This window comes from Saccharothrix sp. CCNWYY140, assembly GCF_037401995.1.
GTDB lineage: Bacteria > Actinomycetota > Actinomycetes > Mycobacteriales > Pseudonocardiaceae > Actinosynnema.
In genome coordinates, this window is record NZ_JBBEGC010000147.1 from 1 (window position 1) to 16,767 (window position 16,767).

Consider the following 16,767-nt stretch of genomic DNA (forward strand, 5'->3'; position numbering starts at 1 on the left):
ACCAGTTGGTGAACAACCCGAAGTTCATCGAACCCCAGCTGTCGCCGAAGTCGTGCGTGGTCCCGTAGACCAGGTGCCTGCCGTTGTGCATGACGGTCGTGAAGTCCTTGAGCGACACCCAACCCGACCTCGGGTTGGCCAGCACACCCGTCGACGTCCAGCGGTACCTCGACGGGAGAGTGCAGCCGCCGGGCGTGGTGGTGGTGGTCGTCGTGGTGGTGCTGGTCGTGGTCGTGGTCGTCGTCGTGGTGGTGCCCGTGCACTGCACCCCGTTGAGGGAGAAGCTCGACGGGACCGGGTTGCTGCCCGTCCACGACCCGTTGAACCCCAACGACACCACACCGCCCGTGGCGACCGAACCGTTGTAGCTGACGTTCTTCGCGTCCACCACCGACCCGTTCTGCGTCACGGTCGCGTTCCAGGCCTGCGTCACCGTCTGCCCGGCGCCGAACGACCACCCCAGCGTCCAGCTGGTCAACGGATCACCCAGGTTGGTGAACGACACGTTGGCGGTGAACCCACCCTGCCACTGCGACGCCACGGTGTAGTTCACCGAACACCCGGCCACCGCGGCCCCGGCCGGCACCGCCGCGAGCGTCGCCGCGCCGGCCAGCAACGCGGCACTCACCACCGCCGCCCCGACATTGACCGATTTGAATCTGGTCATGAGGCTGCGTCGTTGCATTGACATGACACCTGCCCTTTCCGTGGAGGTTGCGCAACTTTTTCGAACGGGATGCCCATGATGGCCGCCGTAGCCGCTGACCTGCGGTTATGTTGAATTGTTGGGGCGGCGGTGGGGGTGCTGCTAAACATTTGAGCAATTGTTTAGCCCGTTCTCGTTCTTCAGAGTGGAGTGCGCACGGCCCGGAGGTCAACAGTCCGGGCTCGACCGTCTCAGGCGTCGGTACGGTGACGAGGTGGAGGTACCGTTGTGGGGACTCCCACCGTTCCGCCGTGTGGTGGAGTCCGCGGTCGCCCGGGGTGAGCCGGCGGTGTGGGACTCGCCGGAGGACAGGCCCGCGCCGCCACCTCCGGCCGAACCGGCGCCGCCGGCCCGAACTCGATCACCCACGCCTGGGGCACAAGGCATTCCGCGCCCCCTGGTGAGCCCACGTGCCGACGAACCGCGCGGGATTGTCCGAAAGGCGCGGTCGATCCGTGCCGTCGGATTTGGGGTGGGTTGTCGTGTTCGGGCGGAATCAGGCGCGGGTTGTGGCGGCGTGTTCGGCGGCGAAGCGGCAGGCTTCCGCGAGATTCTCCAGCAATGGGGTGACCGAGCGGACGGCGAGTGAGGTCGGGATTCGCACCTGGGGGTCCAGCAGGCGGCGGAATGCCACGCGCTTGGGGACCACCGTCCCGATGATGCCCTCGTACATCAACGTCCACGACGCCTGGCCGACGCCGATCTCGGCGAACGTGTTCTGCAAGGTGGTGAACGGGGCGGCCAGTCTCGGTTCGAAGCCCGCGTCCCGGCAGGCCTGGAGGACGAAGTCGAAGAACGCCGGGTTGGCCTCCCTCGGCACCAGGCGCAGGGGCAGTTCCGCCAGCTCGTGCAGGGCCAGGGCGGGCTTGCCGGCCAGGCGGTGGCCCGCGGGCAGCACCGCGACCAGGCATTCCTCCCACACCGGGATCAGTTCCAGGCCCTTGCGGTTCTTGACCAGCCGGACCAGGGCCGCGTCCAGTTGCCCGTCGCGCACGTGCTCCAGCCTCGACCAGTTGGGCACGCTGTGCAGGCTCACCTGGACGTCCTGCCGCAGCTCGCGCAGCCTGGCCAGGATCACGTCCAGCCGCTCGCCCAGCCCCTCGGTGGTCCCGATGCGCAATACCGGGGCCTCACCCTCCCCGTGGTCGGTCACGATATCGACGGCTCGTTTCACCGAAGCTAACACCGCATAAGCTTCGGGTAAAAGGCGTTCGCCGGCCCGCGTGAGGCTCACCCGTCTTCTCGTCCGGTCGAATAGCTGGACCCCCAGTTCCCGCTCCAACCGTTGTATCTGCTGGCTCACCGCGGGCTGCACGACGTGCAGCCGCTCCGCCGCTCGGCCGAAGTGCAGCTCCTCCGCGAGCGTCACAAAGTAGTCCACTTGACGCAGTTCCACCTGGAACAATTCCCCCGGTTGATCCATCACGATCGGTGATCCCAATGTTAACGTATTGATGCTTGGTCGAATCGTCAAGGCGCGATTGACTGCCGAATATCGGTCACGTTCCCAGAGATAGGCCAAGCGATGCGTGCTGTGATCAATACCCCCGACGGCGACCGGCCGGTCGAGTTCACCGAGGCCGAGCAGCCGGAGCCCGGCGCACACGAGGCGGTCGTGGCGGTGCGTGCCTTCTCCGTCAACCGGGGCGAGTTGGCGTTGCTCGCGATGCGACCGCGCGGCTGGCGGCCCGGGCAGGACGTCGCGGGGGTGGTCGTGGAGTCGGCGGCGGACGGGTCCGGTCCCCAGCCCGGCACCCGGGTGGTCGGCATGGTGGACAACGCGGGCTGGTCGGAGTCGGCCGCCGTGGACGTCTCGCGGCTGGCCGTGCTGCCCGACGCGGTCGGCATGGAGCAGGCGGCGGCGCTGCCGATGGCCGGGTTGACCGCCCTGCGCACGCTGCGCCTCGGCGGCAGCCTGCTCGGCCGCCGGGTCCTGGTCACCGGCGCGAACGGCGGCGTCGGCCGGTTCCACGTGCAGCTCGCGGCGCTGTCGGGCGCGGAGGTCACCGCCGTCACCACCAAGGCCGACCAGGTGGAGAAGGAGCTCAAAGCGTTGGGCGCCACCGAGGTCGTGACCGAGGTGGGCGAGGCGTCGGGCACGTTCGACCTCATCGAGGAGTCCGTGGGCGGCACCGCGCTGTCCGCCGCCCTGACGAAGGTCGCGCCCAAGGGCGTGATCGTCGTGCTCGGCGCCAGCTCCGGCGAGAAGGCCGCGATCAACGTCTACGACTTCCTCGGCCACGAGGGCGTCCGGCTGGAGAACTACATGTCCTACGCCGCCACCGACCCGACCGACGCCGACCTGCGCGTCCTGGTCGACCTGGTCGCGGCGGGCAAGCTCGTCGCCGACCCCGGCCACGTCGCCGACTGGTCCGGGTTGGCCGAGACCGTCACGCGGATGCGGGAACGCGCGCTGCCGGGCGGCAAGGTCGTGCTGACCGTGGGCTGACCGCGGCCCACCGCGATCCGAAGGGAGCCGGGTGCCCGTCGCCGCGCGGTGGCGGGCGCGCCGGTCCAGCGCAATTGATTGGGGGCAATTGACGATGGCCACCGCTGCGCGGAAAACCGCGGCGAGGAGGAACGGGCGAACCCGCGGGAAGCCGGACCCGACCACACCGGTCGGCGACCGGGACATCGCGATCATCGGCATGTCGTGCCGGGTGCCCGGCGCGCACGGGCTCGACGACTTCTGGAGCATGTTGGTCGACGGCGTCGACGCGGTGTCCGAGGTGCCGACCTCGCGGTACCCGGTCGACGACTTCTACGACGGTGACGGGCCGAAACCCGGCCGGATCATCAGCAGGCGCGGCGGGTTCCTGGAGAACATCGACGGGTTCGACGCGCCCTTCTTCTCGATCTCGCCGCGCGAGGCCGCGGCGATGGACCCGCAGCAGCGGGTGCTGCTCGAATGCGCCTGGGAGGCGTTGGAGGACGCCGGGCAGGACCTGGGCCGGCTCGCGGGCACCCGGGTCGGCGTGTTCGTCGGCTCGGACGGCTCGAACTACTGGGAGATGCAGAGCCAGGGCGAGCCGAACATCTACGGCGTCATGGGTGGCGGCGCGCGGTCGGCGATCGCCGGGCGGCTGTCGTTCACCTTCGACCTGACCGGTCCGAGCGTCACCGTGGACACCGCGTGCTCGTCGTCGCTGATGGCGTTGAGCCTGGCGTGCCAGAGCCTGCGCTCGGGCGAGTCCAGCATGGCGCTGGCGGCCGGCGCGCACCTGGTGCTCAGCCCGTGGGAGAGCGTGGCGTTCTCGTCCGCGGGGATGCTGTCCCCGGAAGGCAAGTGCAAGTTCGGCGACGCGTCCGCGGACGGGTTCGTGCGCAGCGAGGGCATCGGCGTGCTGGTGCTCAAGCCGCTCCAGGCGGCGCTGGCCGACGGCGACCCGGTGCACGCGGTGATCAAGGGCGTCGGCACCAGCAACGACGGCGCGGGCAGCGGCCTGTTCATGTCGCCCGCGCCCAGCGGGCAGGAGGCCATGCTGCGCGAGGCCTACCGCGACGCGGGCATAGCACCGTCCGAAGTGGACTACGTCGAGGCGCACGGCACCGGCACCCAGGCGGGCGACCCGGTCGAGCTGGGCGCGCTGGCCGCCGTGCTCGGCGAGGGCCGCGAGCCCGGCCGGCGGGCGTTCGTCGGCTCGGTCAAGACCAACATCGGGCACGCCGAAGCCGCCGCGGGCGTGATCGGCGTGATCAAGGCGGTGCTGTGCCTGAAGCACCGCACAGTGCCGCGCAATCTGCACTTCACCACGCCCAACCCGGCCATCCCGTGGGGCGAGCTGCCGCTGGTGCTGCCGACCCGGACCCAGCCGTTGGACGACGAGAAGCGGTTGGTGGCGGGCGTGAGCGCGTTCGGCATCTCCGGCACCAACACCCACGTCGTGCTCACCCAGCCGGACGTGCCCACCGGAAGGCGGGAGGTCGACGCGGCGGTCACCGAGCAGGGCGAGGACCACCTGCTGACGCTGTCCGCCCGGTCGCACGAGGCGTTGCGCGAGGCGATCCGGTTCTACCTGTCCTACTTCGGCGTCGGCGGCGCCGGGCACGGCGCGGACCTGGCCGACGTCTGCTACACGGCGGCGAGCAGGCGCACCCACCACGACCACCGGCTGGCCGTCGTGGACAGCACCCGCGAGGGCGTCGCCGAACAGCTGCGCGCCCTGCTGCACGGGGACGCGGAGTTCACCTCGCCCGACCGCGCGCGGATCGCGTTCGTGTTCCCCGGCCAGGGCTCGCAGTGGACGGGCATGGGCCGCGAACTCCTGGACACCTCACCCGCGTTCCGCGCCGCGATGTTCCGCTGCGACGAGGCCATCCGCGCCGAGGCCGGGTGGTCGGTGATCGAGCAGCTGCGCGACCCCGAGGCGACGTGGGAGGAGATCGACGTCGTCCAGCCCTCGCTGTGGGCGATGGAGGTCGCGCTGGCCGAGACCTGGCGGGCGTGGGGCGTCGAGCCGGACGTCGTGATCGGGCACAGCATGGGCGAGGTGGCCGCCGCGTGCGTCAGCGGCGCGTTGTCGCTGGCAGACGGGGCCGCCGTGATCTGCCGGCGCAGCTCGCTCATGCGCGGCCTGGCCGGGCGGGGCGCGATGGCCGTGGTGGAGCTGTCGGTGACCGAGACCGAGGCGGTCATCGCGGACGTGGCCGACAAGGTGTCGGTCGCGGTGAGCAACAGCCGCAACTCGACGGTGGTCTCCGGCGACCCCGAGGCCATCGCCGAACTCCAGCGCAAGCTGGACGAGCAGGGCGTGTTCTGCCGTCCCGTCAAGGTGAACGTGGCCTCGCACAGTGTGCAGATGGACCCGATCCTGGAGGAGCTGGCCGAGCGCCTGGTGGGCCTGGAGCCGCGCGCCGGCACGATTCCGTTGCACTCCACCGTGACCGGCGAGCTGACGGACGGACAGGGGCTCGACGCCGGGTATTGGGTGCGCAACCTGCGTCAACCGGTGCGTTTCGTCGACGCCGTCGCCGCGACCGCCGGTGTCGGGCCGACCGTGTTCGTCGAGATCAGCCCGCACCCGTTGCTGGTCAACGCGGTTCAGGAGACGGTGGCCGAGCTCGGTGTGCAGGGACATGCTCTGCCGACGCTGCGGCGTGAGCAGCCTGAGCGGGCCGCGATGTTGCGCGGGTACGGCACGTTGTACGAGAAGAACGCGCCCGTGCGGCTGGAGTCGCTCTACCCCGGTGGCCGCTGTGTGCCGTTGCCGCACTACCCGTGGCAGCGGGTGCGGCACTGGCTGGCCGAGGGTGGTTCCGGTGCGGTGGCCGAGGGTGGATCCGCGCGGCCCTGGGAGACCACTTTGGACCCCGCCGCCACCCCGTACCTGCTGCACCACGAGGTCAACGGGGTTCCGCTGGTGCCCGGGACCGTGTTGCTGGAGGCCGCGCGGTCCGCCGCGACCGATGCCGCCAGTGGGATGCCCGTGGTGCTGTCCGATGTGGACTTCGTGGATGCTTTGTTGCCGTCTCCCGGCGCGTTGCTGGTCGACTTGCATCCGACCGAGGCGGGCGCGTGGCGGTTCGAGGTGGGTACGGATGAAGGTGTGCGGGCCACCGGCCACGTGCGGACCGTGCACGGTTTGGAGTCCGCGCCGCCGGCCGAGTCGGTGGCCGAGGTGGGGGCGCGGTGCGTCGAGCACTGGGATGGTGATCGGTTCTACGAGTGGGCCGCGCGGGGCGGGACGGTGTGGGGTGAGACGTTCCGGGGTGTGACCGATGTGTGGCGGGCGCCTGGTGAGGCGCTGGCCAAGGTGCGGTTGCCTGCGTCGCTGGTGGGGGAGCAGGCGGGGTACTTGTTGCACCCGGCGTTCTTGGAGGCGTGTGCCGCGCCGTTGCTGGCGGTGTTCGACCGGCCGGTGTGGATGTTGGCCGAGCACGTTGCCGAGGTGCGCGTGCTGAACCGGGCGTCGTCGGTGTGGAGCCACGTTCGGGTGGTGGACGTGGATGCGGAGGGGATCGCCACGGCGGATGTCGTGGTGCTGGACGACAGGGAGCAGATCGTGGCCGAGCTGCGGGGACTGAGGGTGCGCGCGAACGAGCCTCGCCACACCGAACCAACCCCCACTGTGCCGAACCATGCCGCGCCCGGCCCCGCCGCGCCGAGCCATGCCGCGCCCACCCATGCCGCGCCGAGCCATGCCGGCATGGCCACGTCCGCCGAGGTGGCGGCGTCCGGTGCGGCGGCGTCGGGTGTGCCGGCGGTGGCAGGGTCGATGCTCGGGTCAGGCGTTGTGATCTCGCTGAAGGGTGAGTTCCGGCTGGAGGACCCGTCCGGCACGGTGATCGAGTTGAGCGGCAGTCTGCGTGTGGTGCCGCCGGGTGGTGTCGCTCCCGCGCGGGTCGAAGTGGCGGAGACTCCGGCTCGGCCGGTCGTCCCCGAGATGCCGGCGGTGTCGTTCTCGCGCAACGGCAGCAGCAACGGGTCCGCGCCGATCGTGCCGGTGCAAGGCCGACCGCGACCGGAACGTTCGGGGCAAGAACGATCGTTTTCGCAACGATCGGTTCCGGCTCGATCGGTGCAGAAGGCCTCCGTGCGGACCGGTTCGGCACCGGCGGCCGACAGCGGCACCGACACCCGCGCTGCCGCCGAAGCCCGTGCTGGCACCGACGTCCGCACTAGCACTAGCACTAGCACCAGCGCCGATGCCCGCACCGCGGCGGCGGCGGGTGTGCCGTCGGATGCGGCGGGGGTGTTGGCTCACCTGGTCGAGAGGGTTGCGGCCGTGCTCGGGGCGCAGGCGGCGAAGATCGACACTCGCAAGCCGGTCACCGCGCTGGGCATGGACTCGTTGATGGCCCTGGAGGTCCGCGGTCGGCTCCAAAAAGAATGGGGCATCACCGTCCCCACCGCCGTCCTCCTGCGTGCCGACTCCCTCGACGCGGCGGCCATCCGGATCGCCGAGCTGTTACCGGACGCCAAGGCACCACAGCAGTGACCACGACCAGGACGGGACCGCGCACCCGGCTCATCCTGACCGCCCTCATCGGCGCCCAGTTCATGATCTCGATGGACGCGACCATCGTGAACGTGGCGCTCCCCTCCATCAAGGAACAACTGGGCTTCGCCCAAGCCGACCTCGGCTGGGTGGTCAACGCCTACGCCCTCCCCTTCGGCGGCCTTCTCCTGCTCGGCGCACGGCTGGGTGACGCCCTCGGCACCAAGCGGGTGTTCGTGGCGGGCACCGTGCTGTTCTCGCTGGCCTCGCTCTGGTGCGGGCTGGCCGACAGCGCGGGTGCGCTGGTCGCGGCCAGGGCGTTGCAGGGGGTGGGTGCGGCGACGATGTCGCCGGTGGCCATGACGATGGTGGTGGCCGCGTTCGAGGGGCGGGCGCGGCATCGGGCGTTGGGCTGGTGGGGGGCCATGTCGGGCCTCGCCGGTGGGCTGGGGATGCTGCTGGGCGGTCTGCTCTCGACGGTCTCGTGGCGGTGGAACTTCCTGGTCGCCGTGCCGGCCGGGGTGTTGGTCCTGGTGTTGTCGCGGCACCTGGACCAGCACCGCGTCCCGCGGGTCGGTCGGCCGGACGTGCTGGGCGCGGTGCTCAGCACGACCGGGCTGCTGCTGGTGGCCTACGCGGTCGTCGGCACCGAGCGGGACGGGTGGGCGGCGTGGTCGACCTCCGGTCTGCTCGGGGTCGCGCTGGTGCTGCTGGCGGGGTTCGTGCTGTGGCAGCGGCGGGTGGCCGACCCGCTGGTGCCGCTGCGGATCTTCGGCAACCGGAACGTGTCGGCGGGCAACGCGGTCATCGCGCTCACCGGCGCGATCGGGCAGATCACCTACTTCATGCTCACCCTGTACCTCCAACAAGTGCTCGACTACGGGCCACTGGCCTCCGGCGCGGTCTTCCTGCCCATCAGCGCGGTGCTGCTGCTGGTGTCCACCAGGACGGCGTGGCTGATCAAGCTGGTCGGCCTGCGCGGGACCCTCGCGTTCGGGCTGGGCGTGACGGCCGTCGGGTCCCTCTGGATGTCCGCGGTGCCCGCCGAGGGGAACTACCTCGGCGACATCGCGGGTCCCTCGGTGGTGTGGGCGTTCGGCTGGGGCATCGCGCAGGCCTCGTCGTTCATCGCGGGCGCGCAGGGCGTCGGCGCGGACCTCGCGGGTGTGGCCTCCGGGCTCATCGCCACCACCTACCGGCTCGGCGGGGCGATCGGGCTGGCCGTCGTGGTCACCGCGGCGGCCGTGCGCACCGGGTCCGGTGGCGGCTCCGTCGACGCGCTCACGGGCGGGTTCCAGCTGGCCTTCCTGGTCGCGGCGGCGTTCGCCGCGGTCGCCGCCGCGCTGTGCGCCCTCCTCCAACCCCACCGACCGGCGCGGGTCGGCGACTGATCACCTCATTCCCCAGGCGTACCCACCGTTCGCGCTCCTGCCGCGGCCGGACGAGTAGATGCGGAAAGAACATGGACTTCACCCTCACCGAGCAGATGGTCACCTGGCGCAAGATCGCCCGGGGGTTCGCGGACGACGTGGTCCGCCCGGTGGCGGCCCGGCTGGACGCCGAGCCCGACCCGCGCGACGCCTGGTCGTGGGACCTCGTGGAGGCCGCCGAGGCGGCCGGGCTGCGCCAAGCGCCGTTGCCAGAGCAGTTCGGCGGCTCCGACACCGACTACGTGACGAACACGATCATTCTGGAGGAGATTGCGGCGGCCGACCTGGGCACCGCCGTGGTGCTCGCCCAGCACTGGAAGTTCGCCCAGATGCTCAACGAGCTGGGCACGCCGCACCAGCGCGAGAAGTACCTCGGGCGCAACGCCGCCAACCCGCGTGGGCTGTTCGCGGCGTCGTTCACCGAGCCGACCGCGGGCTCGGACAACATCCTGCCCTTCCGCAAGCCCGGCGCGGGCATGCAGACCTTCGCCGAGAAGGTCGACGGCGGGTACGTGCTCAACGGGATGAAGCACTACATCTCCAACGCCAACCGCGCCGACACCGTGCTGTGCTTCGCGCGCACCGACCGGGACGGGCCGCTCACGGAGAGCGTGACCGCGTTCGTCGTGCCGACCGACGCCGAGGGCCTCCGCATCGGCAAGGTGCACGACAAGGCCGGCGAGCGGATCGCCAACAACGCGGAGATCTTCTACGAGAACGTGTTCGTGCCCGACGAGGACGTGCTCGGCGAGCCCGGCACCGCGTTGCGCAGCGTCGGCCGACTGCTGCGGGCCAGCAACGCCTACGCCGCCTCGTGCGCCCTGGGCATCGCGCGGGAGTGCTTCGACCGGACCGTGCGCTGGTGCCGGGAGCGGGTGCAGGGCGGTGTGCCGATCATCGAGCACCAGGCGGTCGGCTCGTACCTGGCGGACATGTACCTCAACGTCGACGTCAGCCGCACCTACATCTGGCGGGCGGCGTGGCAGGCCCGCACGCCGGAAACCTTCGACCCGGTGCTGGCGGTGGCGCCCAAGCTGATCACCTCGGAGCGCACGTTCGACTCCGCGCGCCGGGCGATGGAGTTGTGGGGCGGCGCGGGCGTGATGCGGGAGAACGGCATCGAGAAGCTCCTGCGCGACGCGGCGATCTGGCTGCACTCCGACGGCACCAACATCATCCTGCGCGAACGGATGGCCAACTTGTTGCGCGCCGCCGACGCCGACACCAACCCGTGGGACGGCGTGCCGACCGAAGCGCCCATGATCGGGATCATCTGATGAGGTTGCGGGGCAAGGTAGTCGTCGTCACCGGCGGCACCCGGGGCCTGGGCCGGTCGATCGCGGAGGCGGCGCTGCTGGAGGGCGCGCGGGTGGTGTGCGCCGCGCGCTCGACCGGCGACCTGGAGCTGATCCGCGAGGTCGGGCACGACCGGGTGCACTTCCACCACACCGACGTCCGGGATCGGGCCTCGGTGGAGGCGTTGATGCGCGCCACCCACGAGCGGCACGGGCGGCTGGACGTGCTGGTGTGCAACGCGGGCGTGAGCAACGACGGCATGGTGCGCGACCTGGCCGTCGACGAGTGGTCCGAGGTGATCGACACCAACCTCACCGGGACGTTCCACTGCGTCCAGGCGGCGGTGCCGTACCTGGAGGCGCAGGGCGGCGGGCGGATCATCGTCATCTCGTCGGCGCTGTCCACGCGGGTGTCGCCGGGCGCGGGCGCGTACTCGGTGTCCAAGGCGGCGGTGGACATGTTCACCAAGGTGTGCGCGGCGGAGTTCGCCGGCACCGGCATCACCGTGAACGCGGTCGCCCCGGGGATCATCGACCAGGGCCTGGGCGCGCGGCTGGCCGAGAACGACCTGGTCTGGGACTCGGTCGAGGCGCGGCTGCTGGCCGGGCGGCCGGGCCGGGGCGAGGAGGTCGGCAACGCGGTGGTGTTCCTGGCCTCCGACGACGGTTCCTACATCAACTCGCACGTCATGGAAGTCAACGGAGGGCTGCTGTGGAGTTGAACGCGGGTGGTGGGCGGTGAAGGTCTCGCCGGAGGTCGTCATCGCCGCCGCGGTCGTCTGGCTGCCCCGCGACCGGGAGAAACCGGACCTGTCCGACGGCGCCGAGGCCGGGTACGACGAGGTGGCGGTGACCGACGGCCACTCGGGTCCGGAACTGGCGGTGCTCGCGGGCTCGACCGCGCTGGCCGAGTCGGGTTGGTCCGGCGCGGACCTGGGCCTGGTGGCGCACGCGTGGAGCTACCACCAGGGCCACGACTTCTGGTCACCCGCCCACTTCGTCGCCGACCGGCTGGGCGCGCCCACCGCCCTGCCGGTCGGCATCCAGCAGATGTGCAACGGCGGCGCGGCGGCCTTGCAGACCGCCGTGGCCCACCTGATGGCCGATCCCGCGGTGGAGAGGGCGCTGGTGACCACCGGCGACCGGTTCTGCGGCCCGGGTTTCTCGCGCTGGACGGGCGATTACGGCGCGGTCTACGGCGACAGCGGCACCGCCGTCCTGCTGTCCCGCGGCCGACCGCAGGACGCCCGCCTGCGCCTGCTGTCCATCGTCACGGTCGCCGCCCCGGAGCTGGAACGCATGAACCGCGGCGACGACCCGTTCACCCTGGCTCCGCGCTGGTACCGGCCGGCGGTGGACGCGCGCGCGACCAAGAAGGCGTTCCTGCGCACCAGCCCGCCGGGGCGGTTCGGCGCGACGGAACGGGAGAAGATCCGGCAGGTGGTGACCGGGGCGCTGTCGGACGCGTGCGTGGAGCCCGACGACCCCCGCCTGACCCGCGCGATCCTGCCCCGGCTGCACCGAGGAGCACTCGACGGCGTCTACCGGCCCCTGCTGGCTGAATTGACCACCGCCAAACCGGTGGACCTGGGTCACGCCACGGGACACCTGGGTGCAGGCGACATCGGCGCGAACCTCGCGGCGGTGGCGGAGGGGGCGAAGTCGGGGGAGTTGGCGCTGGTGCTGAGCGCGGGCGCCGGCTTCACGTGGTCGGCGGCGGTGGTCGAGGTCGTGTAAAGCGGTTGTCGCCCTATCGGGTGGAATTTTTGCGAAATAGGGTGACATTATCGTGGGATAACCGCAGAAATAGTGATCGAATGGGCGGTGCTATCTTCCCGGAATCCGATTTCCGGGAGAATTCGAAGTGTTGGCGAATGGTTTTCGGCGTGGCTGGGGGCATCCGGTCGGACCGTGGCTGCTGCTCGGCTTGGCCGCGGTCGTGGCGGTGCGGATCGGGTTGTCGCTCGACGACACCCTGCCCGCGCTCCCGGACGCCCGCATCTACCGGGCCGGCGTGCTGACCTGGTGGTCGGGCGGCGACCTCTACACGACCCGGCTGCACGGCGGCGGGAACCCCGCGCTGTTCACCTACCCGCCGTTCGCGCTGCTGCCGCTGTCCGTGCTGGTGGTGTTCCCGATTGGCGCCGCGCTGCTGACGCTGGGCAGTGTGGCGGCGCTCTACCACGTGCTGCTGCTGGTCGTGGACCGCGTCCGGCCGGACCACCCACGCCGCCACCTGATCGCGGCCGTCGCCGTGGTGTGCGCGCTGCAACTCGAACCCGTGGCGCAGACGGTGTACTGGGGGCAGGTGAACATCCTGCTGCTGTGGCTGGTGGCGCTGGACTGCCTGCACCGCCACCCGCGGTGGCCCCGCGGTGTGCTGGTCGGCCTCGCGGCGGCGGTGAAGCTCACCCCGCTGGTGTTCGTGCTGTTCTTCCTGTGCCGCAGGCGGTTCGAGGCCGCCGGTTGGGCGACCGGGGTGTTCGCGGCGGCCACGGCCGTGGGGTTCGCGGTGGCGCCGGGCGCTTCGGTGGACTACTGGACCAGGGCGGTGTGGTCGGCGGACCGGGTCGGCGAGGTGTCGTTGCCTGGCAACCAGTCCGTGCGCGGGATGCTGGTGCGCCTGGGCGTGCCGTCGTTGTGGGTGGTCGCGGTCGTGGTCGTGCTGGCGTTGGCCGGGTGGGTGGTGGTCCGCTCGCCCGGCGTCCTGCCCGCGTGGCTCGCGACGGCGGCGATCGGGACCCTGGTGTCGCCGATGTCCTGGTCGCACCACTGGGTGTGGCTCGCGCCGCTGCTGGTGGCGGCCGTCCTGTCCGCACGCCCCGCCCTCGCCCTGCCTGCCGCCGCGGCGGCCGTCCTCGCGCCGCACTGGGTGTTCCCGGCCGCGCCTGGGTCGCCGTGGTGGACGCACGTCCTCGGCGAGTCCTACACCCTGGTCGCCGTCTGCATGTTGGTCGTCCTGGCCTGGCGCGTCCGGCCCGGTGAACCCGGGGTTCAGCCGCCGGGTTTCGGGTCGGGCTTGGACAAGGCGGTCTTCTCGATCGCGCCGATGCGCCAGGTGTCGCCGTCGCGGCTGAGGCTGACGGTGCGGCGCTGGGTGTAGGGCCGGTGCAGTTCGAACTGGTTGGCCGCGAGGTAGTCCGGCGCCGCGCCGGTGAACTCGAACGTGCTCTCCACCTGCACCTTGGTGGTCCGCATGTCCCGGTAGAAGGTCGACCGGTACCACGCGATGGAGGTCTGCCGGGTCCGGATCTCCGCGCTCTGGTCGTCGATGACGTGCCACAGCGTCGCGTCGGCCGGGGGACCGCCGGCGGGCGCAGGGGGCGGTGCCGGGGGCGTCGAGCAGGCGGAGACGTTGCGCTCGCACGAGGTGGTGTGGGCGGCCGAGCGGTCCCGGCACAGCGGCACCGTGGTGACCCTGCACCAGGACGCCGGGGTCGGGTGACGTCGTCGATCGCCACCGCGCGGGACCCCTACCATCCGGGAGGGGTCCCGGACGGGTTGCGCCACACTGCGCGGTGACCCGAGGAGGCGGTATGAACACCGAAAGCCTGGCGCGCGACGTGCCGCGAGCCGCGCCCGGAGCCGTCGTCGCGCTCGCGGTGAGCGGCCGGATCAGCGTCGACCCCGTCGAGGGGCGCAGCGTGCGGTTCGGCCGCAACCGGCCCGACGTCGAGGTGTGCGTCGGCGAGACGGACCCGCGGGTGAGCCGGCAGCACGGCCTGCTGACCCGCCGCGCCGGCCGCTGGTGGGTCACCAACACCGGCCGGCTGCCCATCCGCCTGCCCAAGACCCGGTGGCTGTTCCGCGACGAGGACCCGGTGCCGCTGTCCGACGGCTACACGCCGCTGTTCATCCGCGGCTCGCACGAGCGCGAGCACCTGCTGGAGCTCTACGTCGCCGGGCAGGACGGCCACCACCCGACGACCCACCACTCCGCGGCGACCCAGCCGCCCAAGCGGTGGCGGCTCACGCCCGACGAGCACCTGGTGCTGGTCGTGCTCGGCCAGCGCTACCTGCTGCACGAGGCCAACCCGCAGCCGGTGTCGCGCCAGCACGCCGCCGAGATCCTCAACGAACTCCAGCCGGACGCGGGCTGGGGCGTCAAGCGCGTGGAGCACATGGTCGCCGACGTGCGGGCACGGCTGTCGGCGGCCGGCGTGCACGGGCTGCTGCGCGAGGAGGTCGGCGAGCCCGTGGGCAACGCGCTCAACGACAACCTGCTGCGCGAACTGGTCCTGTCGACCACCCTCGTCCCACCGGACCTGGCGCTGCTGGACTCGCTGTCCTGACCCGCGAGGTCCCGGCCCACGAGTCCGCCGTTTTCGGTGAAAAAACCATTCACCCCGAAATGGTCGGAGGGCCGTGATCCCACCGAATGGAGTCACTAGACTACTCGGCGTGCGCACGGGGGATGTCGTCGGCGGGCGTTACGAGCTGGAGGACGCCCGCGGTTCCGGGTCGGGTGGGATCGTCTGGTCCGCGTTCGACCGGAAGCTGAAGCGCCGGGTCGCGCTCAAGCGCCCCCACGAGGCGGCGGACGAGGCCGACCGCGAGCGGTTCCGCCGCGAGGCCCAGACCGCCGCCCAGGTGCACCACCCCAACGCGATCTCGGTCTTCGACACCGTCGACGCCGAGGACTGCTGGCTGGTCATGGAGCACCTGCCGGCCGACAGCCTGGACAAGGTGCTCGCCGCCCGGGGCGCGCTGCCGCCGGAACGGGTGGCGCGGATCGGCGTGCAGATCGCCGGCGCGCTGGCCGCCGTGCACGCGAAGAACATCGTGCACCGGGACGTCAAGCCGGGCAACGTCCTGGTCACCGAGGACGACCTGGCCAAGCTGACCGACTTCGGCATCTCCATCTGGCGCGAGGTGACCCGCACCGACGACGGCCGGATCAGCGGCACCCCGTCCTACACCGCGCCCGAGGTGGCGAGCGGCCACGCGGCCGGCCGTGCCTCGGACGTGTTCTCCCTGGGCGCCACGCTGTTCGCGGCCGTCGAGGGGGAGCCGCCGTTCGGCCGCGGCGAGCCGCACGAGGTCCTCAAGCGCGCCCGGCGCGGCGAGATCCCGCCGATGCGCCGCGCCGGCCCGCTCGCCCCGCTGCTGGCGGAGATGCTGCGCGCGCGTCCCGGGGCCAGACCGACCGCCGACGAGGTCCGGTTGCGGCTCAAGGACGTCGTCGGCGACTGGGAACCGCCGCAGGTGCGGAGACCCACCCCCGTCCGGTCGCGCCGCCGCCTCCTGCCGGTCGCCGCCGGGCTCCTGGTCGTGGCGCTCGGAGCGGGGGCGCTGCTCTGGCAGCAACGGGCGCCGGCCGCAGCACCGCCCGCCGCGCAGGTCGGTCTCATCGGCGACGAGCGCACCGCCGACCCGTGCGCGCTGCTCGACGTCACGCGGCTGCGGGAGTTCGGCAAGACCGAGGTGGACACCACCCAGGGCAACTTCAACCGCTGCGACGCCCTGGTCGACGTCGGGGGCCTCGAACCGGTGGACGTGGAGATCCAGCTGATCACCCGGACGTCCCGGGCCGTGCAGGGCCGGCCGATGGAGGTCGTCGACGAGCCCTCGGACAGCGGCGAGTGCGACCGGACCGTGGTGGTGGACGACGCGTACGCCGTGCGCGTGACGGCGAAGCTGGAGAACCCGCCGCTGGACCTGTGCACCGTGGCCAAGGCCGCGACCGATGCCGTGCTCCGGGTGTTCGCCGCCGGCCCGGTGCCCCGGCGCGCCACCCCGTTCCCCGCGGGTTCCCTGGCCCACGTCGACGCTTGCGGGCTGCTGGACGCCGGGTCCCTGGCCACACTGGCGGGGATCGACGGCGGGCAGCCGGTGAACGTGTTCGGGCACTGGGGCTGCAAGTGGTTCGACAGCGTCGGCGGGCCGGGCGTCAACCTGCGCTACGACCAGCACGTGGTGCGGGAGGGCTTCGAGGGCGAACTGGTCGACCTGGATGGCCGGTGGGCGTACGTCCGGCTGGAGCCGGGTGCGGGCGCGGGCTGCACCGTCCGCGTCCCGCACCAACCGGCGCAGTCGCCGCAGCGGGCCGCCATCGACGTGCTGGTGCTGACGGTGCGGGGCGACCGGCCGGGCGCGGAGTACTGCGCCCCGGCCCGGCGCCTGGCGGCGGTGGCCGCCGGCAAACTGCCCGTCTGACAGCTCGGCAACGCCGCCAGGCTGCGCGCCCGAAGGCTCCACCACGCCGCGCGTCCCATCTGACGGCTTAGCCACGCCGCTAGACGAGTAATGCGCAAGTCGGGATGCCAGAGGCGCAGGGCACGCTCTTCGCCCCCACAGCTCCTCCCGCCCGAAGGGCGCGCTTTTCGTAGTAGCTCGCGCAGCAGACCTCCCAACTTGGGCTTCTTCCGTCATCCCCGTATGGCCTGCCCGAAGGGCTA

12 protein-coding genes and 1 pseudogene are annotated in these 16,767 nt (G+C 71.7%); 9 read left to right on the forward strand and 4 right to left on the reverse strand.

Going from position 1 to position 16,767, the window contains the following annotated elements; genetic code table 11:
• The 3 genes and pseudogenes from WBN91_RS34815 to WBN91_RS34825 form a co-directional block, all read right to left on the reverse strand.
• Window positions 1-667: non-reducing end alpha-L-arabinofuranosidase family hydrolase (locus WBN91_RS34815; protein WP_337728554.1), on the reverse strand; the 667-nt coding region annotated here is incomplete at its 3' end.
• Window positions 668-1,202: 535 nt separating this feature from the next.
• The gene (locus WBN91_RS34820; RefSeq protein ID WP_337728565.1) at window positions 1,203-1,859 is read right to left on the reverse strand and encodes a LysR family substrate-binding domain-containing protein; all 657 of its coding nucleotides are present in this window, start codon (window positions 1,857-1,859) and stop codon (window positions 1,203-1,205) included.
• A gap of 69 nt (window positions 1,860-1,928) precedes the next feature.
• Window positions 1,929-2,129 (reverse strand): annotated as a pseudogene (locus WBN91_RS34825) (LysR family transcriptional regulator); the annotation flags it as partial.
• A gap of 102 nt (window positions 2,130-2,231) precedes the next feature.
• On the opposite strand from WBN91_RS34825, the gene WBN91_RS34830 reads away from it, so the two are divergent.
• From WBN91_RS34830 to WBN91_RS34860, 7 genes are all read left to right on the forward strand, one after another.
• Window positions 2,232-3,155: a zinc-binding dehydrogenase gene (locus WBN91_RS34830; protein WP_337728555.1), complete on the forward strand. Its 924-nt coding sequence runs from the start codon at window positions 2,232-2,234 to the stop codon at window positions 3,153-3,155.
• Window positions 3,156-3,249: 94 nt separating this feature from the next.
• The gene (locus tag WBN91_RS34835; RefSeq protein WP_337728556.1) at window positions 3,250-7,644 is read left to right on the forward strand and encodes a type I polyketide synthase; all 4,395 of its coding nucleotides are present in this window, start codon (window positions 3,250-3,252) and stop codon (window positions 7,642-7,644) included.
• Complete coding sequence (locus WBN91_RS34840) at window positions 7,641-9,035, forward strand: MFS transporter (protein WP_337728557.1); 1,395 nt, start codon at window positions 7,641-7,643, stop codon at window positions 9,033-9,035. The genes WBN91_RS34835 and WBN91_RS34840 overlap by 4 nt, the downstream gene beginning before the upstream one ends.
• A gap of 71 nt (window positions 9,036-9,106) precedes the next feature.
• Window positions 9,107-10,351 (forward strand): acyl-CoA dehydrogenase family protein, encoded by a 1,245-nt coding sequence (locus WBN91_RS34845; protein ID WP_337728558.1) that lies wholly within the window; start codon window positions 9,107-9,109, stop codon window positions 10,349-10,351.
• Window positions 10,351-11,091: an SDR family NAD(P)-dependent oxidoreductase gene (locus WBN91_RS34850; protein ID WP_337728559.1), complete on the forward strand. Its 741-nt coding sequence runs from the start codon at window positions 10,351-10,353 to the stop codon at window positions 11,089-11,091. Before WBN91_RS34845 ends, WBN91_RS34850 begins: the two co-directional genes overlap by 1 nt.
• Window positions 11,092-11,107: 16 nt before the next feature.
• Entirely contained in the window at window positions 11,108-12,106 is a 999-nt protein-coding gene (locus WBN91_RS34855; RefSeq protein WP_337728560.1) for a ketoacyl-ACP synthase III family protein, read from the forward strand.
• A gap of 130 nt (window positions 12,107-12,236) precedes the next feature.
• Window positions 12,237-13,472 carry a glycosyltransferase 87 family protein gene (locus WBN91_RS34860; RefSeq protein ID WP_337728561.1) on the forward strand — a complete coding sequence of 412 codons (1,236 nt, stop codon included), beginning with the start codon at window positions 12,237-12,239 and terminating at the stop codon, window positions 13,470-13,472.
• Here the strand turns inward: WBN91_RS34860 and WBN91_RS34865 are convergent.
• A complete protein-coding gene (locus WBN91_RS34865; RefSeq protein WP_337728562.1) occupies window positions 13,364-13,777 on the reverse strand; it encodes a hypothetical protein in 414 nt (137 codons plus the stop codon). The two genes, WBN91_RS34860 and WBN91_RS34865, sit on opposite strands and share 109 nt — an antisense overlap.
• Before the next feature lie 128 nt (window positions 13,778-13,905).
• On the opposite strand from WBN91_RS34865, the gene WBN91_RS34870 reads away from it, so the two are divergent.
• Together WBN91_RS34870 and WBN91_RS34875 are read left to right on the forward strand one after the other, a co-directional pair.
• Entirely contained in the window at window positions 13,906-14,661 is a 756-nt protein-coding gene (locus WBN91_RS34870; RefSeq protein ID WP_337728563.1) for an FHA domain-containing protein, read from the forward strand.
• A 109-nt stretch (window positions 14,662-14,770) separates the two neighbouring features.
• Window positions 14,771-16,525 carry a serine/threonine-protein kinase gene (locus WBN91_RS34875; RefSeq protein ID WP_337728564.1) on the forward strand — a complete coding sequence of 585 codons (1,755 nt, stop codon included), beginning with the start codon at window positions 14,771-14,773 and terminating at the stop codon, window positions 16,523-16,525.
• The last annotated feature ends 242 nt before the right edge of the window (window positions 16,526-16,767 follow it).

Excerpts from the sequence above, each read along its gene's own strand:
- WBN91_RS34830 (WP_337728555.1), top strand. The coding sequence starts at position 2,232 with ATGCGTGCTGTGATCAATACCCCCGACGGCGACCGGCCGGTCGAGTTC.
- WBN91_RS34845 (WP_337728558.1), top strand. The coding sequence starts at position 9,107 with ATGGACTTCACCCTCACCGAGCAGATGGTCACCTGGCGCAAGATCGCC.
- WBN91_RS34850 (WP_337728559.1), top strand. The coding sequence starts at position 10,351 with ATGAGGTTGCGGGGCAAGGTAGTCGTCGTCACCGGCGGCACCCGGGGC.
- WBN91_RS34835 (WP_337728556.1), top strand. The coding sequence starts at position 3,250 with ATGGCCACCGCTGCGCGGAAAACCGCGGCGAGGAGGAACGGGCGAACC.
- WBN91_RS34870 (WP_337728563.1), top strand. The coding sequence starts at position 13,906 with ATGAACACCGAAAGCCTGGCGCGCGACGTGCCGCGAGCCGCGCCCGGA.